The 25,652-nt window shown below is 47.0% G+C and carries 24 protein-coding genes; 11 read left to right on the top strand and 13 right to left on the bottom strand.

Translation table 11 applies throughout. From position 1 onward, the window contains the following. Positions 1–4: 4 nt before the first annotated feature. Together NKT06_RS06170 and NKT06_RS06165 are read right to left on the bottom strand one after the other, a co-directional pair. Positions 5–1,669 (bottom strand): GAF domain-containing sensor histidine kinase, encoded by a 1,665-nt coding sequence (locus NKT06_RS06170; RefSeq protein ID WP_253431387.1) that lies wholly within the window; start codon positions 1,667–1,669, stop codon positions 5–7. 96 nt (positions 1,670–1,765) lie between these two features. Beyond that, positions 1,766–2,248, bottom strand: coding sequence for an ArpU family phage packaging/lysis transcriptional regulator (locus NKT06_RS06165; RefSeq protein ID WP_253431384.1), 483 nt, complete (start codon positions 2,246–2,248; stop codon positions 1,766–1,768). A gap of 704 nt (positions 2,249–2,952) precedes the next feature. Between NKT06_RS06165 and NKT06_RS06160 the strand changes: the two genes are divergently transcribed. The 3 genes from NKT06_RS06160 (at position 2,953) to NKT06_RS06150 (ending at position 5,827) form a co-directional block, all read left to right on the top strand. Further along, complete coding sequence (locus NKT06_RS06160; protein WP_253442417.1) at positions 2,953–3,396, top strand: helix-turn-helix domain-containing protein; 444 nt, start codon at positions 2,953–2,955, stop codon at positions 3,394–3,396. Between the two features lie 42 nt (positions 3,397–3,438). Next, on the top strand, positions 3,439–3,855 hold the full coding sequence (locus NKT06_RS06155) for an ImmA/IrrE family metallo-endopeptidase (protein WP_253431381.1): 417 nt from the start codon (positions 3,439–3,441) through the stop codon (positions 3,853–3,855). Positions 3,856–4,027: 172 nt separating this feature from the next. Then, positions 4,028–5,827, top strand: a complete 1,800-nt coding sequence (locus tag NKT06_RS06150; protein WP_253431378.1) for a 5'-nucleotidase C-terminal domain-containing protein — start codon at positions 4,028–4,030, stop codon at positions 5,825–5,827. Positions 5,828–6,427: 600 nt separating this feature from the next. On the opposite strand, the gene NKT06_RS06145 is transcribed toward NKT06_RS06150, so the two are convergent. After that, positions 6,428–8,212, bottom strand: coding sequence for a proline--tRNA ligase (locus NKT06_RS06145; protein ID WP_253431374.1), 1,785 nt, complete (start codon positions 8,210–8,212; stop codon positions 6,428–6,430). Between the two features lie 485 nt (positions 8,213–8,697). Here NKT06_RS06145 and NKT06_RS06140 point away from each other — a divergent pair, with 485 nt between their 5' ends. After that, positions 8,698–9,369 carry a 3'-5' exonuclease gene (locus tag NKT06_RS06140; protein ID WP_253431371.1) on the top strand — a complete coding sequence of 224 codons (672 nt, stop codon included), beginning with the start codon at positions 8,698–8,700 and terminating at the stop codon, positions 9,367–9,369. Positions 9,370–9,426: 57 nt separating this feature from the next. Here NKT06_RS06140 and NKT06_RS06135 read toward each other — a convergent pair whose 3' ends face one another. The 3 genes from NKT06_RS06135 to NKT06_RS06125 form a co-directional block, all read right to left on the bottom strand. After that, the gene (locus tag NKT06_RS06135) at positions 9,427–10,398 is read right to left on the bottom strand and encodes a helix-turn-helix transcriptional regulator (RefSeq protein WP_253431368.1); all 972 of its coding nucleotides are present in this window, start codon (positions 10,396–10,398) and stop codon (positions 9,427–9,429) included. A 164-nt stretch (positions 10,399–10,562) separates the two neighbouring features. Beyond that, complete coding sequence (locus NKT06_RS06130) at positions 10,563–11,267, bottom strand: hypothetical protein (protein ID WP_253431366.1); 705 nt, start codon at positions 11,265–11,267, stop codon at positions 10,563–10,565. A gap of 207 nt (positions 11,268–11,474) precedes the next feature. Then, positions 11,475–11,642, bottom strand: coding sequence for a hypothetical protein (locus NKT06_RS06125; RefSeq protein WP_253431364.1), 168 nt, complete (start codon positions 11,640–11,642; stop codon positions 11,475–11,477). Positions 11,643–11,973: 331 nt separating this feature from the next. On the opposite strand from NKT06_RS06125, the gene NKT06_RS06120 reads away from it, so the two are divergent. From NKT06_RS06120 to queF, 6 genes are all read left to right on the top strand, one after another. After that, complete coding sequence (locus NKT06_RS06120) at positions 11,974–12,429, top strand: hypothetical protein (protein WP_253431362.1); 456 nt, start codon at positions 11,974–11,976, stop codon at positions 12,427–12,429. 18 nt (positions 12,430–12,447) lie between these two features. Continuing rightward, positions 12,448–13,152 (top strand): AIM24 family protein, encoded by a 705-nt coding sequence (locus tag NKT06_RS06115; RefSeq protein ID WP_253431360.1) that lies wholly within the window; start codon positions 12,448–12,450, stop codon positions 13,150–13,152. Between the two features lie 365 nt (positions 13,153–13,517). Further along, on the top strand, positions 13,518–14,198 hold the full coding sequence (queC, locus tag NKT06_RS06110; RefSeq protein WP_253442415.1) for a 7-cyano-7-deazaguanine synthase QueC: 681 nt from the start codon (positions 13,518–13,520) through the stop codon (positions 14,196–14,198). Next, the gene (gene queD / locus NKT06_RS06105) at positions 14,195–14,686 is read left to right on the top strand and encodes a 6-carboxytetrahydropterin synthase QueD (RefSeq protein WP_253431357.1); all 492 of its coding nucleotides are present in this window, start codon (positions 14,195–14,197) and stop codon (positions 14,684–14,686) included. The genes queC and queD overlap by 4 nt, the downstream gene beginning before the upstream one ends. Next, positions 14,679–15,452 (top strand): 7-carboxy-7-deazaguanine synthase QueE, encoded by a 774-nt coding sequence (gene queE / locus NKT06_RS06100; RefSeq protein WP_253431354.1) that lies wholly within the window; start codon positions 14,679–14,681, stop codon positions 15,450–15,452. The genes queD and queE overlap by 8 nt, the downstream gene beginning before the upstream one ends. A gap of 149 nt (positions 15,453–15,601) precedes the next feature. Next, positions 15,602–16,093 (top strand): preQ(1) synthase, encoded by a 492-nt coding sequence (gene queF / locus NKT06_RS06095; RefSeq protein WP_017690202.1) that lies wholly within the window; start codon positions 15,602–15,604, stop codon positions 16,091–16,093. 136 nt (positions 16,094–16,229) lie between these two features. Here queF and NKT06_RS06090 read toward each other — a convergent pair whose 3' ends face one another. Further along, positions 16,230–16,442, bottom strand: coding sequence for a hypothetical protein (locus NKT06_RS06090; RefSeq protein ID WP_253431351.1), 213 nt, complete (start codon positions 16,440–16,442; stop codon positions 16,230–16,232). 207 nt (positions 16,443–16,649) lie between these two features. Here NKT06_RS06090 and NKT06_RS06085 point away from each other — a divergent pair, with 207 nt between their 5' ends. After that, positions 16,650–17,924, top strand: coding sequence for an MFS transporter (locus NKT06_RS06085; RefSeq protein ID WP_253431347.1), 1,275 nt, complete (start codon positions 16,650–16,652; stop codon positions 17,922–17,924). A gap of 423 nt (positions 17,925–18,347) precedes the next feature. Here the strand turns inward: NKT06_RS06085 and NKT06_RS06080 are convergent, their stop codons facing one another. The 6 genes from NKT06_RS06080 to NKT06_RS06055 form a co-directional block, all read right to left on the bottom strand. After that, entirely contained in the window at positions 18,348–18,836 is a 489-nt protein-coding gene (locus NKT06_RS06080; RefSeq protein WP_253431344.1) for a prolyl-tRNA synthetase associated domain-containing protein, read from the bottom strand. A gap of 61 nt (positions 18,837–18,897) precedes the next feature. Continuing rightward, complete coding sequence (locus NKT06_RS06075; RefSeq protein ID WP_253431341.1) at positions 18,898–19,743, bottom strand: EcsC family protein; 846 nt, start codon at positions 19,741–19,743, stop codon at positions 18,898–18,900. A 195-nt stretch (positions 19,744–19,938) separates the two neighbouring features. Continuing rightward, a complete protein-coding gene (locus NKT06_RS06070) occupies positions 19,939–20,919 on the bottom strand; it encodes a glycoside hydrolase family 43 protein (protein ID WP_253431338.1) in 981 nt (326 codons plus the stop codon). A gap of 1,353 nt (positions 20,920–22,272) precedes the next feature. Continuing rightward, entirely contained in the window at positions 22,273–23,694 is a 1,422-nt protein-coding gene (locus NKT06_RS06065; RefSeq protein WP_253442413.1) for an arabinan endo-1,5-alpha-L-arabinosidase, read from the bottom strand. A gap of 56 nt (positions 23,695–23,750) precedes the next feature. Then, entirely contained in the window at positions 23,751–24,593 is an 843-nt protein-coding gene (locus NKT06_RS06060) for a carbohydrate ABC transporter permease (protein WP_036611483.1), read from the bottom strand. A 26-nt stretch (positions 24,594–24,619) separates the two neighbouring features. Continuing rightward, positions 24,620–25,510, bottom strand: a complete 891-nt coding sequence (locus tag NKT06_RS06055) for a carbohydrate ABC transporter permease (protein ID WP_036611613.1) — start codon at positions 25,508–25,510, stop codon at positions 24,620–24,622. Positions 25,511–25,652 lie beyond the last annotated feature (142 nt).

Raw genomic sequence — 25,652 nt, 5'->3', positions numbered from 1 at the left:
GACTTTATACAGATTCGAACGGAAGTGGAATGACTGCCGTTACTGTTGTTCCCTTGCGGGAAGAACTAACTATTTCTAACCTGCCTCCAAGCGATTCAGCCCGTTCCTTCATAATGGACAGGCCAAGTGAACTTCCAGACGATACTTTTGGCCTGTTCGCACCACCTTTTCCCTGATCTGTGACGGTGAACACCACTTCATGATCACTTAACTTGAGGGTGACCTCAGCAGAAGGATCATCCGCGTGTTTCCGTACATTATTCAGCGCTTCCTGTCCGATTCTCCACAATGCTTCTTCTATATTACGCGGTAAAGACCGCATTCCCGTCCGATTCAACACCACTTGAAGACCCTGGCTGGTGCCGTATTCCTGTAACGCATGGAGCAGCCCTGCTTCCAGTCCCGCGGGACGGAGCTGCATAATTAATGCGCGCATTTCCTTGAGAGCTTCCTGAGACAAAGCCCGAATATCCTTCATCGCTTCCGCTGCCGGGTGCAACTGTTCCGAGCCGGATAACATACTTTCCGCGCCTTTAGCAGTTAACGATAGTGAAAATAGAATCTGATTAACCGAATCATGGAGATCGCGAGCCAACCGGTTTCTCTCTTCGAGTCGTGCCAGTTCGCGGCGATTCTCCGCCAACTTCAGACTCTCCCATGAGGTCGCAATATGCTCGGCCAAAGCTTCCAGCACTTCACGGTCTTCCTGCGCAGGACCTGCTGTTCCTATTCCGATCACCAGAATTCCCGTTTCCCCTGGTGTATGGTACGGAAGGGGAGCAGCAATTCCCGAGGCAATGGAATGCATAGTCTGGTCAGGCTCACACAGAGTAAAGATCTCAGCCATCTCTATTGTAGATAGAGATGTGGCACGGTGACTATGGATTACTCGGTTCATGTGGTTTGCCGCTGAAGATACCAGAACACTTGATAATGCTCGAACCTTATCATCTGCATAGGCTGCCTGCAAAACGAACATTCCGTTTTTCTGCTGGATCATTGCGGCAAAAGGCCAATCATAATGCTGACCAAGCAGCTGTACAACTTGTAACGAAAAAGCATCCGCATTGCTGCATCCGTTCACCGCAATACCCAAGGCCGCACTGAACTCCCCCAGCTTGGCATACAGATCAGCTCGTTGCTGCTCCGCACGATACAATCTCATTCGCTCCATCGCACTACCAATCTGGTACGCCACGCCCTGTAACAGTGCCAGTTCACTGTCGCTGAAATGTTCCTTGGCTGGTGCAGCCACGTTGAGCAAGCCCAACATCTTATCACCTGATCTTAACGGAACAGTCGCATGGTGGGTAATATCATGGGTATCTCCCCATTGGAATTCCACGGCATCCTCCAACCGTTTACAGTTAATGATGTTGACCGCATGATTGAGTTGACCATCCTTAAAGCGGTTTACACACCAGCAGGTACCCGTTCGCATGGGCTCTTTATCTTTACGCAGTAATGCCGGGGGCAGATTGTAATCCGAAACACAAGCATAGTCTCCACGTTCATTAATCAGAAACATCCAGCCTGCCGTTAATCCGGTCAACTCCAGTAATTTGCCGACCACGGTATCCAGCATGAAGTTCAGGTCATTGGACGTATTGAGCGTTTCCGCGATTGTCTTCAACGTGACCATTTCCTGCATTCCGACTTCTTCCGACATGGCAGACTTCTCTCCTTTGGCTGATGCCAACTGTGGTTTGTTCAACTATTGTAACCAATCCACTCTGGATATTAAAGGATCAACTTCTTCACTCACTCAACCCAGCTTCTGCCGCTCTTTCCGTGACACAGACAAAGGCTCCATATTAATCAGACCTCGATCTGACAGAGCCAGCGCCATTTTGTAGAAAGCACGCGTACGAATCTTCGTATACGTATCCTTGCTGACAGGTGGATCAAAGACATGGTTATACACTTTATAGTCAAACACATCATCGTCTTTCAGATATCGTTCGCATACGAGTACACGTTCCTTTTCACTCAGGCGGGACACCACAAAATCAATCGTATCGCAATATGCCTGACGCGCGCGTTGCACATCCACATTGTAGATCGCCGTTCTGGCCGTGGAATCCCCCGTCACATTGGTTGCACCGTGGAAACGCTCGGCATAACTTGCCGTCATCATAACCTCTCGTTCTTCAAATGCAATCGTTTTATAGATTCGATATTTCTCCAGCGCAGCTTCAACAGCCGTTTGCGTTTTGCGTCGATCCAATTCAGGCAGCATCAATTCCATATTTATCTTCCTCCTTCAGTATTCTTTACTCCATTCATATCTCTCACTCTATCGTTCACGTCATGTTGTTTTGCTATCGTTCTTTGCACGATGGCAAAACGCTCTTATTCATAGAGTTGTCCAGTTTCCTAAATAAATAACGACATGTCTTCAATTTCCCGCTGTTGCCTTTTGGAATCACTCCAAATCGGTATAATCCGGGGAATTTCCTTCTTCAAAGGGCGATTTCTTAAACTCCAACCTGTGTCAATGTTACATTTTGTTCGCATACTGTTCGTATTTCTATTTGAGGATACCACTTTCTGGAGATCGGAGTAAACCTTCATTTTGGTTCATTTTGACGATAAAATAAAACCTTCGCTCTCATTTCCTATGCCTTTTGGCATAATTGTTTCATATCTCTTTACCTAATGGTATATATACGTTATAGTACTGTTTAATTAATGAACTTCCGTATAAGTCATTTGATTTTTATAAGTTAAGATTTGGATTAGATATGCACGTTAACGGAGAGGACAGAAAGAACCTGAAGAAGCGAAGCGTTCGCCTTTATCACCGAAATTCCACCCATCAAGAAATACATTCAGGAAATTCGGGGATAACAGCGATCGGAAGGTTGTTCTGTCATCGGAGTGATCTGTGCAGCACAAGCTCTCTTAATTTATAATTTCAAGCACTTGTACGAATCAAAGGAGTTGGCATACATTGTGGAGCACGCTTTTGGTCCTTATATGAAACAACTGCGCGAGCAACAGGGATACAGCATCAATCAGCTCGCCGAAGCAGCCGGAATAAGCAACTCACAGATATCACGTATTGAAAATGGGGTCCGGGGTGTGCCGAAACCAGCGACCATCCGCAAGATTTCAGATGCACTCTCGGTGCCCTATACAGAGATGATGAAACAGGCTGGTTATATTGAACCAAGGAGCGCCACTGAACTTCAGGAAGTACCGGAATGGGCTACATACAAAGACCGTCGTGATTTCAAAAAGATGCTGGAGGACGATGATGATCTGATGTTTGACGGCATTCCACTCGATGAAGATGACAAGAAACGAATCAAGGATGTACTGACAGGTCTGTTCTGGGAAGCCAAACAGATGAACAAACGCAAAAAGACAGACGAATCGGACAATCGCCCATGAGGCACGACGAACTGAATTTAATGAAGCAGCAGGTGAGATCATATGGATGACATCGTAACAAAGCTGATTCGAAAACACCGGACCAACTGCCCTTTCAGCATTGCCCGCGCGGTTGGAATACAGATTCGTTTCACCAATTTGGGGAAGTCCACCAAGGGACTGTACTTTCGCAAGCTCCGGCGCAGGTTTATCGTCATACACAATGATTTGCCGCCAGAATGGCAAAGGTTCGTGTGCGCCCATGAGCTTGGCCATGACCGACTTCATAAAGGGATTAATCGATTTTTTCTGGAGGAGCATTCCTATTTTGCTCCAGGCAAGCTGGAAAGACAGGCTAACCGTTTTGCCATTCAGCTGCTAACCTCCGGAGTGATGCCTGAACCGGATGAATCCTTGGAGAAATTTTGTTTACGTACCGGACTGCCACGTGAAGTGCAGCATTTTTTTTACACCTTTTAAGAACATATGTTCTTTACGAAGATTATATTTTCCAATAGCAGATTTACATGTCACTTTCAGGTTACTTATTTTTACGTAATTCGCGAGATTTCCTAATAATAGTCTGTTAAAATACTATTTGAGCTGTGTAAACGCTCAAGTAGATTATTATTATGGGAGGTTTCGGATTCATATGAAAATCTGGAAGAACTACGTTTCACTTCTGCTAACGGTCTGTTTGCTGTTTGGCAGTGTAGGTATTGCCGCGGCTGCAACGGACACCACTCCGGGCACAGGCAAACACATTACCATTCTACATACGAATGATACGCATGCCCGTGCAGTTGAATCTTCACCTGCCATGGGTTTTGCCAAAGTAGCTGGAATCGCTGACAAATATCGTAGCGAAAACCCGAACACTCTCCTGCTTGATGCTGGAGATGCTGTGCATGGTACAACTTTTGCCACTCTCGTGAATGGTGAGAGCATCGTGAAAGTCATGAATGAAATGGGATACCAAGCCATCGTACCGGGTAACCACGAATTCAACTATGGTTCGGATCGCCTGATCGAACTGGCAGACATGATGAACTTCCCCATGCTGAGTGCCAACGTGAAGAAAAAAGACGGAACACGTCTCTTCGACCCTTACCTCATTAAAGAGGTGGATGGTGTGAAGATTGGTATCATCGCTTTGACTACACCGGAAACGTTGTACAAAACGAATCCGAAAAACGTAGAAGGTCTTGATATTACAGATCCATCTGCGGAAGCCAAAGTTCTGGTAAACGAAATCCGTAGCAAAGTAGATGTTGTTGTTGTACTGGGACACCTTGGCCAAGATGCGTCCAGCACGGATACCAGCTTTAAAGTCGTTAAAGAAGTTCCTGGCATCGATGTATTCATCGATGGTCACAGCCACACTGTACTGCAAGATGGCCTTGTATCCGATAATGGAACATTGATTGCAAGTGCAGGGGAATACACCAACTATGTAGGTGTCATCGATCTGTGGGTAGACGGTGGTAAAGTAACGAAGAAACAAGCAACTTTAATTGATGAAACGGAAGCAAAAGACATCAAACCGAATGAGAAAGTTGCAACTCTCGTAAATTCTATTCAAAAAGAACAAGAACCGATTTTGAAAGAAGAAGTAGCCAATACAGCTATTCTGCTGGATGGTAAACGTGAACAAGTACGTGCAGGTGAAACTAACCTGGGCGACCTGCTTGCAGACGCCATTCGTGATGTCAGCAAAGCCGACATTGCCCTGACTAACGGTGGTGGTATCCGTGCTTCCATTGAAAAAGGGATCGTAACCAAAGGTGATATCATCACAGTGCTTCCTTTTGGTAATCAAGTAGTAACTCTTGAAGTGAAAGGGTCCGATATTCTGGCAGCCCTTGAAGTCGGTGTAGCTTCCTATCCGGAACCAAGCGGTGGATTCCCGCAAGTATCTGGAATCAAGTTCAAAATCGACACTTCCGCTGCTGAGGGTAGCCGTGTACATTCCGTGACTGTTGGCGATAAAGCCCTTGATCCGGAAGCAACATACACACTGGCAACCAATGATTTCACAGCTGTTGGTGGTGACGAATACACCATGTTTGCCAAATACCCAACAACAGGTATGTATGGCGCGCTGGACGAAGCATTGATCAATTACATGCAGAAGCTTGGCGCAGTAAACATCAAAACAGATGGTCGGATCAGTGAAGCGAAAAAACCTGCAGTAGAGCCGGAAACTCCGGCAACAGAAACACCAGTTCCAACCAAGCCACAACCAGAAAAACCAAAACCGGAAAAACCGGTTAAACCAACACCAAGTAAACCAGCTCCAGCCAAACTGCATGTTGTGAAATCAGGAGATTCCTTGTACTCTATCTCCAAACAATACGGCACAACTTGGCAGGCATTGCAAAAGCTGAACAATATCAAAAATCCACACTGGATTTATCCAGGTCAACAATTGAAATTGCCTGCAGCTTCTTAAGCTCAGCAAAGTGTATATAGGCATGACCGCTTATATGGTGCAACCACCACATAACAAATCTATCTTGCCATAACAAAAAGGGTGTCCCCCAAGCCAGATTACTGGTTGAGGAACACCCTTTTTTGTATTCAAGTTTTTAAACATCAATCCATACCAGGTACTTGAACATTTCGCGCGGACATATAATGCTAATCTTGACAATCACCTGAGGCAAAAATAAATCCCAGCCCGGACTTTACGGACCAACTTTATCATGTGCCTTAGACACCGAACTATACTAAAACTCTCCGGAATTACCGTGTTCATGCGGTTATTGTACATTAAATTTCGACATCTCTGTCTTCTCAAAATTGCATACTTGCACATAAATCTGCCCTGAGCTTGATGCCTTGAATTCCTTAATCATAAAATCATTTGTATACTGAATACAACTATACAAATTTAGTTATTTCGTATGATATTACTCATAAAATTCTACCAATCTGTATGCCAATAGCCCTCTTTTTCATGCTCACAATGGAACTTTAGCAATCAAAAGCATCTACCGCATTATATTCGGTACTATTATATAAACTCATATAATTAGCGAATTTCTTAAATCTAGGAAGTGAGCTTTTCCTTCACATAACGTACAGCCTCCTGTGCCGTTAACCCGATTCGTTTTGATTCACCTGATGCTGCAAGTGCGTGTGATCCCAGTTCGACCTGCCCTTCTGCTGCTCCTCGGCCAATAACGATCTGCACAGGTAATCCGATTAGCTCCGCATCCTTGAATTTCACACCTGGTCGTTCATCCCGGTCATCGACCAATACCGAGTAACCGCCATCGATTAATTGTTGTTCCAGTTCCAGGGTGAGTTGACGCTGCTGCTCATCCTTCCAGCTTACCGGGATCAAATGCACATCATATGGCGCCACAGCGGCAGGCCATCTTACGCCTTCATCTCCTGCATACTGCTCAGCTATAGCGGCCATCAGGCGGGATACGCCAATGCCGTAACATCCCATGACAGGCGCACACTGGCGACCATTACGATCTAGGAATGAAGCGCCCATGGCATCACTATATTTCGTTCCCAATTTGAAAATGTGTCCAACCTCAATGCCTTTGGTAAAACCAAGTGGTGATCCACATGTCGGACAAGCATCCCCTTCAGCGGCAAAGCGAATTCGTTCTACTCGCTCCAATGCAAAATCAATGCCTGGGCGTACGCCGGAAACATGCATATCCACTTCATTGGCTCCTGTGATTGCACTCTTCATCACTGCCACGTCAGCGTCCACCACCATCGGCAGATTCAGTCCAATCGGACCCAAAAAACCTACCTTCAGATTCGGATGTGCCGCAATGGCCGCATCGTCTGCCAGGATCAGTTCCTCTGCACCCAACACCTGCTTCAATGCGATGTCATTCAATTCATGATCTCCACGTACAAGGGCAGCAACGAGCTGACCGTCTGCCAGATAAAGCAACGTTTTGATCATATGTTCAGCACCTTTACCCACAAAGGAGCTTAACTCTGCGATCGTACGAACGCCAGGTGTCGAGATGCGTATTACGTTTTCCGCTTCGGAATGCTCATCCGTTTGAAGAGCGGAGCCTGCACTCGCAGGGTCGGCTGGAACTTCCAAGCTTCCTTCTTTTTTCTCCGTATCTCCTGAAGTCTGATAGCCAGCTTTCTCCAGATTCGCAGCATATCCGCAATGTTTGCAAGTGACAATTGTGTCCTCACCCACATCAGCAAGAGCCATGAACTCGTGTGTTTCCCCTTGACCGCCAATCGTTCCTGCGTCCGCCTCAACACGGATGTAGTCCAGACCACAACGCTCCAAAATGCGACTATAAGCTGTGTTCATCGCCTGATAGGTACGGTCAAGCTCTTCCCAATCGGAAGCAAAGGAGTACGCATCTTTCATGATAAATTCACGACCGCGCAGCAATCCAAATCGAGGACGGCGTTCATCCCGGAACTTGGTTCCGATCTGGTACAGCGTGAATGGCAGCTTACGATACGAGCTCACCTCATCCCGCGCTAACGCAGTTACAACTTCTTCATGTGTTGGTCCAAGAGCAAATTCCCGTGCATGACGATCCTTCAGACGCATTAATTCAGGACCATACTGTGTGTACCTTCCGGACTCTTCCCACAGTTCGGCTGGCTGCATAATCGGCAGTAATACTTCCTGACAACCGGCACGATCCATCTCTTCTCGAACGATCCGTTCAACGTTCAACAATATGCGGCGTCCAAGAGGCAGGTAACTGTAGATCCCTGCTGCCAGTTGGCGAATCATACCGGAGCGCAGTAACCAGCGATGTCCTGCCGCATCTGCCTCCGCTGGCGCTTCACGTAATGTTGGAACAAGCATTTCACTTTGACGCATCTGACACACTCCCAATCTTCCTTATTATTATCAAAATACAGCGTGTAAACAGCAAAAAGACACATCCGTCAAGGGACGAATGTGTCGTGGTACCACCCTTGTTTAACTGCAAATTAATCCGTTCGCAACCTATGCGATCTGTAAAATGTAGTCCTACGGGGCATAACGGGCCCTGCCGGCGGATGTTGCAACCCTGAATGGGTATTCTCTTCCGCAGCTCGCGAGGTAGGAATTACGAAGCAGCTACAGGAACCTTACACCATACTGTCCCCTCTCTGTTGAAGCTGACTTGCACAATCATGTCCTCGTTATAACGCTGTTATCATTTTTGATCACATTAGTGCATTTACAAGTAATTGTCAACATACCGTGTTAACATAAAGTACAATGAATTCGGTAGCGATGGCTGACATGGCAGCACGTTCCCTGTAATATAGAGAAATAGAAATCTACCACAGGTATTAATCGATAAAGGAGCTTGTCCTATGCCATATATCATATATGATCTTGAATTCACGGTAAGCCGCAATACTCGCTATTCTTCTGAAATTATTGATATCGGTGCCGTCAAAGTTACGGAAAGTGCGGATGGATTGGCCGTAACGGATACGTTCCATACGTATGTTCGTCCTTCGAACAAGTCTGTTCTGTCCACTGACACGATTCAATTTACAGGTATCACGCAGAAAGATATTGATGCAGCCCCACTTTTTCCGGCAGCATTGAACCAATTCATTGCCTGGATGGGAAGCGACCCCTATTACATGTGTTCCTGGGGACCCGATGACCGCAGCAAATTGATCTCTCATTGTCGCACCCATCAACTTGATGTGGCCTGGATCACCAATCATAACGATCTCCAGCAACAATGGTCGCGCACCGTTCGCAAAGAAGGCAAGTTCCGTCAACTCGGTCTCGCGCAGGCTCTTGAAATCTGTGGCATTGAATTCGATGGTACCCAGCACCGCGCATTGGATGATGCAATAAATACAGCCAAGGTATTTATGCATCAATTCGACCGATTCACGCTGGAAAACAACTGTGCAGCCGATGATGAAGGCATTACATCCAAGGTTGTCTATTCCAGCTCTACAGAAGACGAAGAGAAAGAATCCCCATTCGGCAATCTGGCAAACCTTTTCAAAACCAAAGAGTAGTCGTCCACAGCACGGCATCTAATCGTGTTTTGCGTTAGGATAGATGGCATTCTAGTCTCAACTTCTATTGTACATTTGTTGCCAACGGTTCAGGCGTTCTTTCATCTTGATGCGGCAGATCTCAGGCTCGAGAATTTCCGCATCAGGTCCATATTTAGAAATCCATTCGAGAAATTCCTCAACATCAATTAATACGGCTTCATATAACAGGCTACCTTCCGGTTCTATGGTTAAGATGGGGCGTATATAGAATTGCTCCTGCATCACACGCTCCACAGCATGGGGTGCAAATCGAATTTTGAACGCAGTCCACTCCGTACTTCCCTCGTATGCCAAAGGAATACGGAAATGTGATTGTATCAGATAATCCTCTTTGCGAAACGTACGTGGTAATATCCGTATCCTTTGCAGCCGGCTTACTTGAAATACTCGGAGTTTCTCGGACAGGTGACAATACCCTAACAGCTCAAATCTGTATTCTTGCGGGATAAGACAGTAAGGATCTATGCGTACAATCCCTTTTTTACCTTGAGACAGATACTCCCCTTCAATGGTGTTCTGTGAAATGCCAGCCTGAAACAAGGCAATCAGGGATTGATTCTGTGAATCGTTGTTTTCATTGTGCCATGCGGGCAATCCCAATTTGAATAATCCACTAATTTGTTCCGACCATTCCACGCGTTCTGTTTTGTTTTTCTGACTCGCAGCAACCACTTTCTCATAGGCGCTCTCAAAAGCAGGTTTCAGCAAAGGACGAATATTCTCCATAACTTCAGCAAGATGCATGAAAGCCTGGGCTTCTTCATCAGACCAATTAAGCGGATACATGGCAAAATGGCTGATAAACATATACCCTTGTCCGTGACCCATATTGGCGATCGGGATATGCATTGCACTGAGGGCCTCCATGTCACGGTATATCGTCCTTTCCGTCGTCTCGCATCGCTGGGCAAGCTCACGAGCCAGAATGCCCGGTTTGGCTTGTACCAGCGTGATAATGCGCATTAATCGGATTAGTCGGTCTGTCATTTTGCCGGGCCCTCCACGATGTTGTTTCAATAAATTCAGTACAACTCCATCCATTTTTATGATTATGTGTTGTTTAGTACATTCGACTTATTGCTGAACTTCACCTTCATAATAAATATATGTAGAAACGTCCTCTCCCCTACCCTTACCACCAGAACTCAATCTTATTCACCTAACATAGTTTTTTCACGATTATGATACGCGGTCGTAAACGTGATTTCGTAATGATACCGTAGCTTCTCGACGATCTCGGCTTCTGTGTAATAATCCAGATCCTGCTTGCGCGCAGCTTCAATTAACAGAGCATCTGCATGGCGACGCAACATATGACTCCCCTCTTGAACCCGGCCTCTTTCATAAGCACGCAAGGCTTGCTTGATCAGTGGTACGGTTTCATTTAACTTGATGGTCTTTTCCACCTTCGGATCTTCCGGCTGTCGCAGCATGCCGAGATGACTGGTGTACTGAATATACAACTGCTCTCTCCGTAACAATACGCGTTGACTTTGCTTCAACTTCCTTGTACTCCAGTAGGCTGAACATACCGCTGCTTTTCCAGATACATGGGGTCCCATGACGAATTCAAGCAAAATTTGTTTGCTCTCCCCTTTGTACACATCACCAAGCCTAAGTAACCAACCAATATCCGTTTCTTTGGAGCGACATCCATAGATCCCTTTGAGTTGTACCCCATATTCCGGTTTGAGCAAAAGTTCCAAATCTCTTGATACAATTTTGGGTGCTATTTTCCTAAGTCTTTTGGCAGGGGCACCGTTACGCCACTCTACCATCATATATACGGGGTCGGCTCCCCCTGTCGGTATGGCCTCTTTATTCCACGAATAAGATACTTCAAAGACTGAGTTCACTGGTAGTCTCTCCCCCGATTTATGTGTATTATCTTCTAAGTTATCAGGGTGAATGGACACTATATTGTCACGGAACACATGTTCTTATTAAATTTTTCCAATATATTAGTTTCTCCTCCCCAAATCCGCCTGAATACGACAATAAACGACGAAAAAGCCTGGCGCTATGCCAAGCTTTTCAATCACTTATCTATGACAAGTCCCAAATTAAACAGTAGGACGACTAATTCCCATTTTGTGTAAATATTGTGTGCCATCCGCTTTGGTTACTGGAGCATAGGTGACACTGTCAATGACCAGCTTACGCCCTACTGGCTCTCCGTTAACAGTGATCATGATTGTTTTGGTTGATGGGTTCTGATCTGTTGTATACATATGTTTTTACTCCTTCATGTTCACGATCTTATATTCAATCGGATATATTGGTATCGTTCATTAAATTGCGTATTTGTGAATAGCATGCACCCGGAACTGAAGTAAAAGTTCTGTTAAAACGGTCCGGTGTGCTTGCCTATCGTTCTATTACCCCACAGATTTATATGCTAAACAGCCCTGGTCTTAAATCATTTTAAATATTTCGGGTAATAAAACGATATCATCTTGAACCCATCGTCCCGATTTTGACGTATAATGTAAGAGCCGTATTTCAACAATAGACGACGATTTCGGCGATTGATCGAACTAACCGAAGAAAGAGGTGTTAACGATGCCAAAATCCATTCAGGGTTATTTCATTCGGGTGTTATTCACCACATGCATTCTATTTACCGTTTCGATCGCTTCGACAGTAAGTGCAGCCAGTGCCAATATTTTTACGGATATATACAGCGGCTGGGAACGAGTCTCCGAACTGCCTGGAGAAGTGAACGCTCTGCAGGAAAGTTATAAGCAAACGATGGAGCAATTAAATCAAACGTCCGCTCAGTTGGGACAAGCCCAGGCGAATGTCGAAGCATTTAAGACCCAGAACGAACAGCTACTGGCTCAGAACCAGAAACTTACTGAAATGGTAAGTAAATTGCAAGATGACCAGAATGCCAAAGCGGCTGCCAGCAAACGAATTCAGACGATGATCATCACTGTCGTTTCTCTCATATTGGGTTACTTTGTTCTGATTCGTGTGATGCGCTGGGGAATGCGTCGCCGTTCAGGCCGAGTATAAAAGAACAGGAGCAACTGCATGAACATACACCTGAACAATGCTGAAGCAGGCGGAGCTGGACAAGTCGTCACATTTTCACTGATTAAAGATGACCGCCTTCATATCTTGCATCCGCAGCAAATAGTGGCCTTCCGCGGTCCAAGTGGGAGCCGCAATGATAAATTCATGAATATCACGGGCATATATCGCAAAAAAAAGCTGATTAAATCCGAAATTACCGGACCTTGCCAATTTGTAGCTGCCCTGCCTCCCGGATTCACGATGAAGGAAGTGGAGCTCACGGAGGACAGTGATCTGCTCTATGACTTCCGCCACCTGTTCTTCTACTCGGATGGTGTAACCATGCATACCAAAATTCAGAAAATCAAAAACATGCTGATCACCCGTGATGCAGTGAAGATGAAATTTTCCGGCAAAGGCAAAATCGGATTGCTCACTCAAGGCCAGGTCTGCCAACAGGAACTTCACCCAACAGCACCGCTGTATGTGGATGCCGGCAGCATCATTGCCTATCCCGAAAATGCACATCTGGAACTCACAGTATATGGTAACAACCTTGCAAGTCAGCATATGAATTATCATTGGAAGATGACAGGACATGGATCTGTACTCTTTCAGGCTGGACGTGAGAATCGCCGCTTGGAACAAGATCTTAACGATGAGGGACTGTTCAAACGAATTCTGAAAGAAGTTATCCCTTTTGGTAATGTACTGATTAAATAAACGGTTAGTTGATGTAGCCGACCTATTATCTGCCACTGTGCTCCAGTGGGGTGGTCACCACGCGGTTTCATGTTATAATGGTTCAGACAATTGAAGAAGAAAATCCATGCCTACGGCATGGGAGAGGTTCGCGAACTCCCTCTATAAGACTTGACCCTGTGGTGGTCAGTATAAGTCTTGCGTACACGTTACTTAACGTAATGTACGTAAAAAACTAAGGACACTTGCTCATGGCTGCTTTTTGAAGCGGTTATCGAGAAGGTGTGTTTTTTGATGGATGCCAGTTCATGAACTTCTCTGTTCTTCCGACACTCTATGCCTACGCGCATGGTTTGATCTCAAGAAGATAGAGAGGTTTTTTTATGTTGAACGAAGAAAAAGCAGTCGTTGTATTCAGCGGCGGTCAGGATAGTACCACGTGTCTGTTCTGGGCCAAACAACAGTTTGCCGAAGTCGAGGTCGTTACGTTTGATTACGGTCAGCGCCACAAGCTGGAAATTGAATGTGCATCCGAGATCGCTCGTGATCTGGGCGTACAGCAAACCGTACTCGATATGAGCCTGTTAAACCAGCTTGCACCCAATGCCCTCACTCGCACGGATGTGGAAATTACACATGAAGAAGGCGAACTGCCAAGTACATTTGTGGATGGACGAAATCTGCTGTTCCTCAGTTTTGCGGCCATCATGGCCAAACAAAAAGGAGCTCGTCACCTGGTTACAGGTGTATGCGAGACGGATTTCAGCGGATACCCGGATTGCCGGGATTCATTTGTAAAGTCGATGAATGTGACACTTAATCTGTCGATGGACTATCCATTTGTCATTCATACGCCGCTCATGTGGCTGGACAAAGCCCAAACGTGGAAGATGGCAGATGATCTCGGTGCCTTTGAATATGTTCGTGAGCGTACCCTGACCTGTTATAACGGCGTAATTGGCGATGGATGCGGAGAATGCCCTGCTTGCAAACTGCGCAAAGCCGGACTGGATCGTTATGTACAGCAACGTACTGCTGCTGAATCGGCGGGAGTGGATGTGCGATGAGAGAGCCGGGAACATTCCGTATTGTGGAGCATCTGCAACGCATCGGTGAAGATATTCTACCCACCCAGCTGCGCTACCACCGCAAACGTGTGCTTGTAAGCAAAGAATTCACCTTTGACGCGGCACATCATCTGCATTGTTATGAAGGCAAGTGCAAGAATCTGCACGGTCATACGTATAAAGTGATATTTGGCATCAGCGGTTATCCGGGTGAAACCGGGCTGACGGTTGATTTTGGACATATCAAAGATATATGGAAAACTCAGATTGAGGGCTATCTGGATCATCAGTACCTCAACGAGACACTTCCCTTAATGAATACAACGGCTGAAAATATGGTCGTGTGGCTGTTCGAACAGATGGAAAACGCGCTCCAGACGGAGCCCTATGCCGGGCTGACAGACGGCGGACGGACAGAGTTTGTAAGGCTCTTCGAGACACCGACCAGTTACGCGGAAGCGAGACGGGAGTGGATGATTGATGAGTAGTGTTGTAGAACATAGACAGTCACGCGAACGTAACCAAGAGGCTCGCATCCCTGTGATGGAGATTTTTGGCCCGACGGTTCAAGGCGAAGGCATGGTCATCGGGCAAAAAACGATGTTTGTTCGCACCGCGGGCTGCGATTATCGCTGCTCCTGGTGCGACTCGGCCTTTACCTGGGACGGCAGTGGCAAGGACCAGATTCAGATGATTACGCCGGAGGGCGTATGGGAAGAATTGCGCCGCGTTGGCGGCACACGTTTCTCCCATGTCACCATCTCTGGCGGTAATCCCGCCCTGCTCGCTTCGCTGGGCGGATTGGTTGCCCTGCTGCGGGAGAACGGCATCCGCACCGCGGTGGAGACGCAGGGCTCCCGCTGGCAGCCTTGGCTGACGGACATTGACGAAGTCACCGTCTCGCCCAAGCCACCCAGCTCCGGCATGGACACCGACTGGTCCGTGCTGGATGATCTGATCGAACGGCTGGCCGCTGGCCCGGCAGAACGAAGTCATAGTCTGAAGATCGTGATCTTCGATGAGACAGACCTGGACTATGCCCGCCGTGTGCATGCACGATATCCGGGCACGGATCTATTTTTACAAACCGGGAACCCGGATGTGACTTCCGCCGATACGCCAGATCTGGCGTCCTCGCTGCTTGCTCGTTATGAGTGGCTGATCGACCAAGTCAGTGCCTCTGATGACCTGAATGATGTTCGTGTGCTTCCACAGCTTCATACGTTGGTATGGGGCAACAAACGCGGCGTCTAATGGGCATTATGGGTGAAATGGGCGGCATGATGTAAGGATAAGAACGAAATGTCCTCAGACAATGAAGTGAATTCAACAGGCAAAATGGCCTATTCATATATACCGTGAAGCTTCGGGCTTTGACGGAAACAAGGAGCGTTTAATAACCGATGAGACAACCTGATGAGATGCAAGATGTGACGTTGCTGGGCAACCAGAACGTTAAATATACGTTTGAATATGATCCAGGCATTCTGGAGAGCTTTGATAACAAGCACCCGTACCGTGATTATTTTGTAAAATTCAACTGCCCGGAGTTCACCAGCCTGTGCCCGATTACGGGTCAGCCAGACTTTGCAACGATCTATATTAGCTACATTCCTGATATCAAAATGGTGGAGAGCAAATCACTCAAGTTGTACCTGTTCAGCTTCCGTAACCATGGTGATTTCCACGAGGATTGTGTGAATATCATCATGAACGACCTGATCAAGCTGATGGACCCGCGCTACATCGAAGTATGGGGCAAATTCACACCGCGTGGTGGTATTTCCATTGACCCTTATACAAACTATGGTAAGCCGGGAACCAAGTACGAGCAAATGGCTGACCACCGTATGATGAATCATGATATGTATCCGGAGACGATTGATAATCGTTAATTCGTCAGGTTCAAACATCCTGTATATAAAATAGAATCATAGAATGCCAAAAGCCGAACTCTTCCATCTGAAGAAGTTCGGCTTTTTAGTTTAATCCTGTAGAACCTCCGTCTCTACCCTAAGCTTGGAGTCACTTTCAAGTAGATTGACCTTTATTTAGTTCTTTGACTTTTCTAATGTAATGTCTCAACATCAGTACACCAATTGATTGAAAAATGATAAATATGACGATAGCAGCAGATAGAGATTTCGATGCAACATAGATAGCCTGAAACGTTATTACAGCCATATATACAATAGTCATCACCAGTTCACGCCGAGCTGATTCATAAGGCGATAAGGATTTCATTTCCATCCCTCTCCTTTCCTTTTCACGCTTAAATATGGGATTTCTTAATATAAAGGCTAAAGTAATACATTTCTTTTGTAAATGTACGTTTTCTCTTGTTCCCCTTGTCGACCCAATCAATCTATCCTATTATGTAACAATATGCTTACATGCATAGAATACATCAGGCGCTGATCCCTCGTGACCGCGACCAAAGGAGAATTGTACATGTCTACACAAAACTCATTAACCAAGGACGCCACAGCGCGTTCGAAAGCCCCACCCGGATTGGATGCACAAAGCACCGTTTACCGGATACTTATTGCGATTAGTCTGGTTCATCTGTTCAATGATTCGATCCAGTCGGTCATTCCAGCCATCTTCCCGATTCTGAAAGACTCGATGCATCTCACGTATACTCAGATCGGATGGATTTCTTTTGCGATCAACTTTACCGCATCCATTATGCAGCCTGTCGTAGGCTGGTTTGCTGATAAAAAACCGACACCATCTATCCTGCCCATTGGCATGGGTTTTACATTTACCGGCATGTTGCTGTTGGCCTTCGCAGACAGTTATATGACTGTCCTGATCTCTGTTATCTTTGTCGGTCTGGGTTCTGCCGCTTTCCATCCAGAAGGTTCACGGGTATCCCATATGGCTGCCGGTCAGCGCCGTGGGCTGGCACAGTCCATCTTCCAGGTCGGCGGTAACGCCGGGCAATCCCTTGCCCCATTGCTTACACGCTGGATCTTTATCCCGTTTGGACTGTTCGGTGCCATTGGATTTACAGGCATTGCTGCCATGGGAATTGCCGTTCAGATCTACATCGCCCGTTGGTATGGCCGCATGCTGCAATCTGGAGGATACCTGCGTAGACAGGCTGCTGCCCGTCGTGTACCCAATCCTGCTTTACGTAAAAAGATTACTGCAGCCATTACGCTATTGATCTTGCTTGTCTTTGTTCGTTCCTGGTATATCGCTTCCATTGGCAGCTTCTACGCGTTTAATCTGAAAGATACTTTTGCATTATCTACAGAGGACGCGCAGATCTATATCTTCCTATTCCTGGCTGCGGGAGCACTCGGTACGTTCTTCGGAGGCCCCTTGGCGGATCGCTTCGGCAAACGTAACCTGATCTTCCTGTCCATGGCCGGAGCTGCTCCGCTGGCGCTGTTGTTGCCTTATGCGAACCTGTTCTGGACAGGTGTACTGCTAACCATTATTGGTTTTATCATGTTATCCAGCTTCTCGGTTACGGTTGTATATGCGCAAATGCTGATTCCGGGCAAAATCGGAACGGTTTCCGGTCTGATCACAGGTCTGGCATTTGGTATGGGGGGCCTGGGTGCACTCGTGCTAGGGAACTGGATTGACGTTTTTGGTGTATCACCTGTGATGCAGATGTGCAGCTTCCTGCCCCTTCTCGGGATCTTCACATTTTTGCTTCCATCCGATAAATTACTGAATATCTGGGCCAAAGAAAACGGTAGCGAAGAATAAGGAATACATCAACAGGTGTCACTTTTTATTCTATATTAGATCCGATCCTTACGTGGCAGCATCGCCCTTATAAGACATTATCTTGCGCTAACGAATCTGACAGCACTTATTCAAACGAATACTGCGGGTTTCCCAATCTAAAGAATCTGAGCAACGCTATTCCCGAGAAAACGGCTGAAAACCTTGGGATGTGCGTGTGAAATGAGTAAATAACGTGTCTGAGATTCTTTAGCAATCGGAATTAGCGAAATATCGCCAAATAGCGTCTGCTGAGTTCGTTAGATATCACTTCGTCACCTACATTTGCAGTTGAATAAAAAATTTGAACCATAACAAAAGGGGTTCTTGCCGACTCTGTATGCACAGACTGGCAGGAACCCTTTTTCTATAATTGTTTTTCCCCCTCATTAAGCTTCAAACGTTCTATTCCACGTCACACATGACAACGCTACTACCTTGAGCTAAAATAAGTTCCTTCACATCTTCAAACTCAAGGAATACCGTCGCCGTATTTTCCATGGGATGAATTCCGATTTTCTGACCAACTAGATCCTTGTCAAAGACGACGGTTACGTTTTGCTGAGTATTATTGAGAACCCCCATAGGATTGACATGCCCTTTTTCCAGTCCGAGGCATTCCAATAAATCCTTTTCGCTGGCAAAACTTAGTTTGCGGCTAGGTATCTTCTCGCTTAAACTTCTCAAATCAACTGACTTCGTTCCAGCAATCGTCACCAGATAATAGTTGCGCTTCTTGTCATCACGCAGAAACAGATTTTTAACGATATGTTCTGTATGTGGAATCTGATAAGAGAATATTTCCTCCATCGTATATACTGCGGGATGTTCAACACTCTCGTAAACGATATTATTGCGATTTAATAGATCATAGAAACCCTGTTTGTTTAACATGTCAAATTCATCTCTTTCAATTAAATATTCTTCTGTAATAGTACTTCTTCTCTAATATTTATCACTTCAAGCGCTGAAGGATCAGACGTTTTTTGTACAGCATTTTACCTGCTTCAGCTACATCACGGATCGTATTCTTGTTACTCACGGAACCAAACACCATGCCAGCAATCGGCACGAGTTGGAACAGCTTCTTCCAGCCAAAAGATTCACTGTAGGAGTTAAATACTTCTCGCCAGCCCTGCATCTGTGATACCACTTCAATAGGCTTGTCCGGATCGTCGTAAGCGGCCAGTTCTTCAATGATCGCTTTCTTGCCTACAATATCGGCGGAAGAGAATTGCAGACATTTGACGATAAATATACGCTCCAGCGGTTCATCTGGATCATAGCCGTAACATAGTGCCATCTCTTGCAGTACTTTCAGAGAAAGCCCCATCACCATGGGAATATCTGCTGCAATAGTTACAATGCCACCAAACCCTGTAGCTGCTCCCTGCGCCGCAGCAAATTTGGTTCGGCTCTCGGTAATGTTATCAGCCACCTGGTCCAGCACCTGAAGCGGCAACTTTTCCACACTATGAATCTTCGTTGTGCCCTCGGTTTCAGCTTCCTGTTCTAAAGTATGGGTCGTATCCATCATGGAATAACCAGACTTCTCGGCTTCCTCTTGCAGCAGCTTGGCTACTTTTTTCTTCTGTACGAGGAACTTGCCCCCATGCTGGACATACTGCCCGACGTCATTAAGGGAATCACCGATTTTCTGTTTTAGCGCTTTAGGCATCACTTTATCCAACATTGCAAAGGGCAACCGCCCAATTTTATCCCATATAAACAAGTCTTTCTGTTCTTTTTCCCATTTCAAAATCTGTTCAAGTTCCTGGTCCAAGGTTTCGCGTGAATCCATATATAATCCTCCTAATAAGTTGTACATCGTAATCTGTATCTTTCTCATACGCAGAAATCATCGTTGTGGTTGCTTTGTTTTATATCCAACTATCGACACTCATAATGCTCTTTCCTATCGTTTACATACAAAAGAGCCCTTAATCAGCATCACTCGCTAACCAAGGGCTCTCGTATTGAAAAGACATACTACATCTTATTTCGTTTCTGCTACTGCTTTTCCATCTGGCACGGGAACACCAAAATCAGGCGTGCCATCTTCACGCCAATGAATCACTTGAGCTCTGGCATGGCGGTTCGGATCGTATAAGGGATCACCCTCGATATCTTTGTAATTACGTGCATGATAGATCAAGATATCCGTCTTGCCATCCGGTGACACCGTAAAGCTGTTATGGCCCGGACCATACTGTCCGTTCGCTTCACAGGTCTGGAACACCGGCTTGGGTGACTTCACCCAACTCGCCGGATCAAGCAGGTTAGCATCTTCATCTGCGGTGAGCAACCCCATACAATAATTGTAATCGGTCGCGCTCGCCGAGTACCCAATGAATAACCGTCCATTGCGATGCATCACCGCTGGGCCTTCGTTCACTTTAAAGCCGATGATTTCCCAATCATACTCCGGTGTAGAGATCATGACCTGTTCGCCGCGTAGCGTCCACGGGTTTTCCATTTCGGCAATGTACAGGTTCGAGTTACCAACAATATCGGGATCTTTCTGTGCCCACACCAGATAGCGGATTCCCTTATGTTCAAAGGTCGTTGCATCCAGTGCGAATGATTCCCACCGTGTGTAAATCTGGCCCTTTTCTACCCACTCTCCTTCGAGTGGATTCGCGGAATCGTTTTCCAGAACATACATCCGGTGATCGAACAGGCCTTCGTTGGTCTCACTGGTGTGAGCCGCAGCATAATGTATGTACCATTTGCCATCGATAAAATGAATCTCCGGTGCCCAGATGTTAGCACTCATCGGCCCCGTGTCACGCTTGGTCCAAGCCGTTACCGGCTCAGCATCTCTTAACTCTTCTATAGTCTCTGCTCGCCGAATCTCAATCCGATCGAAGGCTGGCACGGAAGCGGAAAAATAATAGTAACCGTCTGTATGACGGTATACCCACGGATCAGCGCGCTGCTCCAGAATGGGATTAGTAAAGGTAATAGAATCAGTCATGGGAATGCTCCCCTTTCAAAATGTGTGTGATGGCTCGAAGTTGGGGATGTGTGTGCGATGCAGAAAAGAGAAGAGCTATTTGAGTGCACAGCGGACGTTCGGGGGTGGTAGGGCCTTGGTGCTCTCTTGTCCTCCGATTTCTTTTCCCACCGCTCCTGGCGGTTGAAATCGGATGCCAAACTCGCTCCTGCGGCTCCTTCCTCCCCCTCACTGCTTGTGCACCTTTTGTTCAGCAGCTCGGCTCTTTTCGCCCTCGCTGAGTTACACAACCTCACTTCGAGCCTTATATTGGCTCGATCTAATGGGTTTGACCGCTTCGCAAGGTCAACTCTCCCCATGTATACAGAGCTGGCCGCAGAGCTATAGGCCAGTACAGATGGATCTTGAGTGTCTAAAGGTAGTAATACCTTGGCGTTAACGCCCCTTAACAAGAAAGCTTTGGCACACACAGCGGGCGTTCGGGGGCGGCAGGGCCTTGGTGCTCTCTTATCCTCCGATTTCTTCTTCCACCGCTCCTGGCGGTTGAAATCGGATGCCAAACTCGCTCCTGCGGCTCCTTCCTCCCCCTCACTGCTTGTGCACCTTTTGTTCAGCAGCTCGGCTCTTTTCGCCCTCGCTGAGTTACACAACCTCACTTCGAGCCTTATATTGGCTCGATCTAATGGGTTTGACCGCTTCGCAAGGTCAACTCTCCCTGTCTTAATGCAGGGCTGGCCGCAAAGCTATAGGCCAGTACAGATAATTCTTGAGTGTCTAAAGGCAGTAATACCTTGGCGTTAACGCACCTTAACAAGAAAGCTTTGGCACACACAGCGGGCGTTCGGGGGCGGCAGGGCCTTGGTGCTCTCTTGTCCTCCGATTTCTTTTCCCACCGCTCCTGGCGGTTGAAATCGGATGCCAAACTCGCTCCTGCGGCTCCTTCCTCCCCCTCACTGCTTGTGCACCTTTGGTTCAGCAGCTCGGCTCTTTTCGCCCTCGCTGAGTTACACAACCTCACTTCGAGCCTTATATTGGCTCGATCTAATGGGTTTGACCGCTTCGCAAGGTCAACTCTCCCTGTCTTAATGCAGGGCTGGCCGCAAAGCTATAGGCCAGTACAGATAATTCTTGAGTGTCTAAAGGCAGTAATACCTTGGCGTTAACGCACCTTAACAAGAAAGCTTTGGCACACACAGTGGACGTTCGGAGGTGGCAGGGCCTTGGTGCTCTCTTGTCCTCCGATTTCTTCTTCCACCGCTCCTGGCGGTTGAAATCGGATGCCAAACTCGCTTCTGCGGCTCCTTCCTCCCCCTCACTGCTTGTGCACCTTTGGTTCAGCAGCTCGGCTCTTTTCGCGTTCGCTATTCGCTCCCCTTATTCCTCCGCAGCGCTGATCTGCTTGCCCCAGACCGCTACGCCGTGGTCATTGAAGCCTGTTACCACCAGCGCGGGCTGGCTTCGCTCCCAGTCCCAGGACGGGAGCAGCTTCAGCTCTTCCGTGGAAGCTCCGCCCCAGGGGCTTTCTTTCCACTTCAACGTCAGTGTTTGTTTGCCATCAAATGTCCAGGTCCCTGAGCCATTTTCGCTTTGAATTTTACCGTTGCCCGTTAGGGTATAAGGCACCGCTTGAATCTGCCCGTCCACGGACGGATCAAGTGCCATCCCTTCCCACTCCCCGGCAATCATGGACTTCGGTATATCCTGTGCTATCTCACCGGCGTACCGTTCAGGTGAAACCACAGGCCAGCCGTCCTTCGTCCATAACATTTTACGTACATGCAGATATGGCCAGTTTTTATCCGTCTCACCCCGCGCATGATGCACGATATAATAATCGTCTCCGTCCTTCAGAACGGAGTTATGTCCGGGCGCTACCCAGCCCTCACCTTCTGTGAAGCGATAACCCCCCAGAATTTTGGTGCCGATCTCATATTGAGGCAGATGTTCCGTATCCAGCATGTTCATGCCATTCATGTCCGTGTACGGTCCTGTGATTGAATCGGCACGTGCAACCCGCACGTTATAATCTTCGAACAAGGAATCATAGGAGACGAACAGATAATACTTTTTGAACTCCGGATTATACACAATGTATGGACCTTCGACTGCACCCTCTTCGGTTGCACGATCCCGTGCAGCAATGCGGGTACCATAACCCTCGTCCTTGAATTTCCCGGTATCCGGATCGAGTGGGGCAATATAGATGCCATCAAAAAACGAACCATATACCATCCACGAATTGCCCTCGGCATCCACAATGGGATTGGCATCAATGGCATTCAGTTTATCCTGTTCATTCGCAAGGGTTTTCACAACCAGGCCTTCATCTGTCCATGGCCCTTCGGGAGATGACGATGTCTGAAGACCGATGGCCGACTGGGTACTACCGAAACTGGATGCCGAGTAGTACATCCGATAGGTGTCACCAGCCTGAATCACATCCGGTGCCCACAGGTTCACTGCACCTGTCCAATCCAGCGCTTCTTGCGGAATGCCTGGCAGAGCTTGGCCTACCCATGTCCAGTTAATCAGATCATCTGATTTGCGTACCATGACGCCGGGTTTCGCTTCTCCTGCTACACGAACGTCTGTGGAATAGACGTAATATCCCTGATCTGTTTTGATAATGGCCGGATCATGTGCATTGTTTACTGTCCAACGGGATTCGTCATCCAATATGGAGGTGTCATACAACAGCGTATCTAGAGGAGCTTCAGGAAAGACCGGACGGGACACCGTTTCTCCTGCGCCTTCTCCAGAACAACCCGTAGCTCCAACAATCATCATCAGCAACATGGAAGCAACCACCCCTCTCTTCGAAAATGTCCAACCCCGGAATCTCTTCCGCTGGTTCATCCCTTCACTCCCGAGATGGCAACCGATTCAATAATCTGTTTTTGGAAGATCAGGAAGATGATCAATACCGGTAACAGGGCTACAATCGATGCCGCCATAATGAGCGGGTAATCGGTTTGAATCGCATACGTGGCATTAAAGTTTGCGATAACGAGCTGTAACGTCTGCTTCTCCGGTGAATTCAGATAGATAATTGGTGCCAGATAATCATTCCAGATGCCCATGAACCAGAGAATTAACTGTGCAGCAATCGCCGGTTTGATCAGTGGAAACGTAATGCTGGAGTACAGCCGGAAATAGGAACTTCCATCGATTTTGGCTGCTTCGATAATGGCATCAGGTACACTAAGCAGGTATTGGCGCAGGAAGAAGATCATGATGACGTTACCAAACAGGCCAGGAACGATCAGTGGCAACAGCGTATCCACCCAACCAAGCTTTGCAAACATGATGAATTGCGGGATCATGACGGTCGGATAAGGAATCATCATGGATGCCAGCAACGCGAGAAACAGTTTGTTTTTGTGCGGGAATCTTAATTTGGCAAAAGCAAATGCAGCGATACTGGACGTAAACGTACCCACCACCGTTACACTCACCGCAACGATAAGGCTGTTTTTGATCCCGCTGAGCAGCGGTCCTGCTTCCCAGATTTCTTTGTACTTTCCAAATTGGAATACTTCAGGTATCCAGACAGGCGGAAGCGCGAACACATCCTGCTTCTCCTTCAATGACGTGGACAACATCCAGATCAGTGGTGCAATCATCGCAATCGCCCCAATCGCGAGTACGATAAAAATGATCGAGTTTGTTAATTTCCTCTTTTGACTGTAAGACATCTCCGGTTCACTCCTTTCCTTGACAATCAATCCCCATCATAGGCTGATTTTTCGTTCATTTTGAATTGCACCAGGGTAATGACAAAAATGAAAATACCCAGAATCATGGCCATCGCTGAGGCATAACCCATCTGCAAGTTACTGAAGGCTTTCTGCCAGATGTAGAAAACGATTGATGCCGAAGAATATTCAGGACCACCCGTAGGTGTCATAATGTTCATCTCGGTGAAGATCTGAGAACCGCCAATGATATTCGTAACGATCAGGAAAAAGGTAACCGGCTTCACCATCGGCCAGGTGATATTGCGGAAGATTTGGAACCCGTTCGCTCCATCCAGCTCTGCCGCCTCGTAATATGTACGTGATACACTTTGCAGTGCTGCCAGGTACAATAACATCGTGTATCCCAAGCCTTTCCACACCGTCATAATAATCAGAGCCGGTTTGACGGTGTCTTTGTTCGCAAGCCAGTTAGGACCTTTAATCCCAAACAGGTCAAGGAACTGGTTCACCAGACCGTAATCTCCGTTGTACGCCCAGTTCCACATGATGGACACGGCAGCGAGGGAGGAAATAACCGGAATGTAATAGATCACTCGGAATGTCGTTGTGCCCGGGATTTTACGATTTAGCCCCATTGCCAGCAATAGCGCCAACAACAGACCAATCGGGATACCAAGCATCAGGAAAAATGTGTTAAACATCGCTTTGTAAAAGAGGTCATCCGTGAGCAGATCCTTGAAGTTCGCCAAACCAATAAAATTCATCTGTCCCAGCCCGTCCCAATCCGTAAAGGAACCATATAGGGAGTAGAGGAACGGGAACATGACAAAGATCAGCAATCCAAGAATCGGAGGTAAAATAAACAGATATCCGTACAGCATCTCTTTGCGATACAAACTCGATTTCGTAATCACGGTGTTCACCCCTGTTTCTAGTATCAGCATGTGGCATTTTTCGATTGAACCTTACCCATCAACGAATGCCACATGCCCGTATGAATCCAATACGTTCCAATACGAATGATGCCAGCAGCATGATTGCAGGCTGCCGGCATCA

The sequence above is a fragment of the Paenibacillus sp. 1781tsa1 genome (assembly GCF_024159265.1).
In the GTDB taxonomy this organism is placed as follows: domain Bacteria; phylum Bacillota; class Bacilli; order Paenibacillales; family Paenibacillaceae; genus Paenibacillus.
Note: the sequence above shows the minus strand (reverse complement) of the source record. Positions and strands in the feature narration are given on the sequence as shown.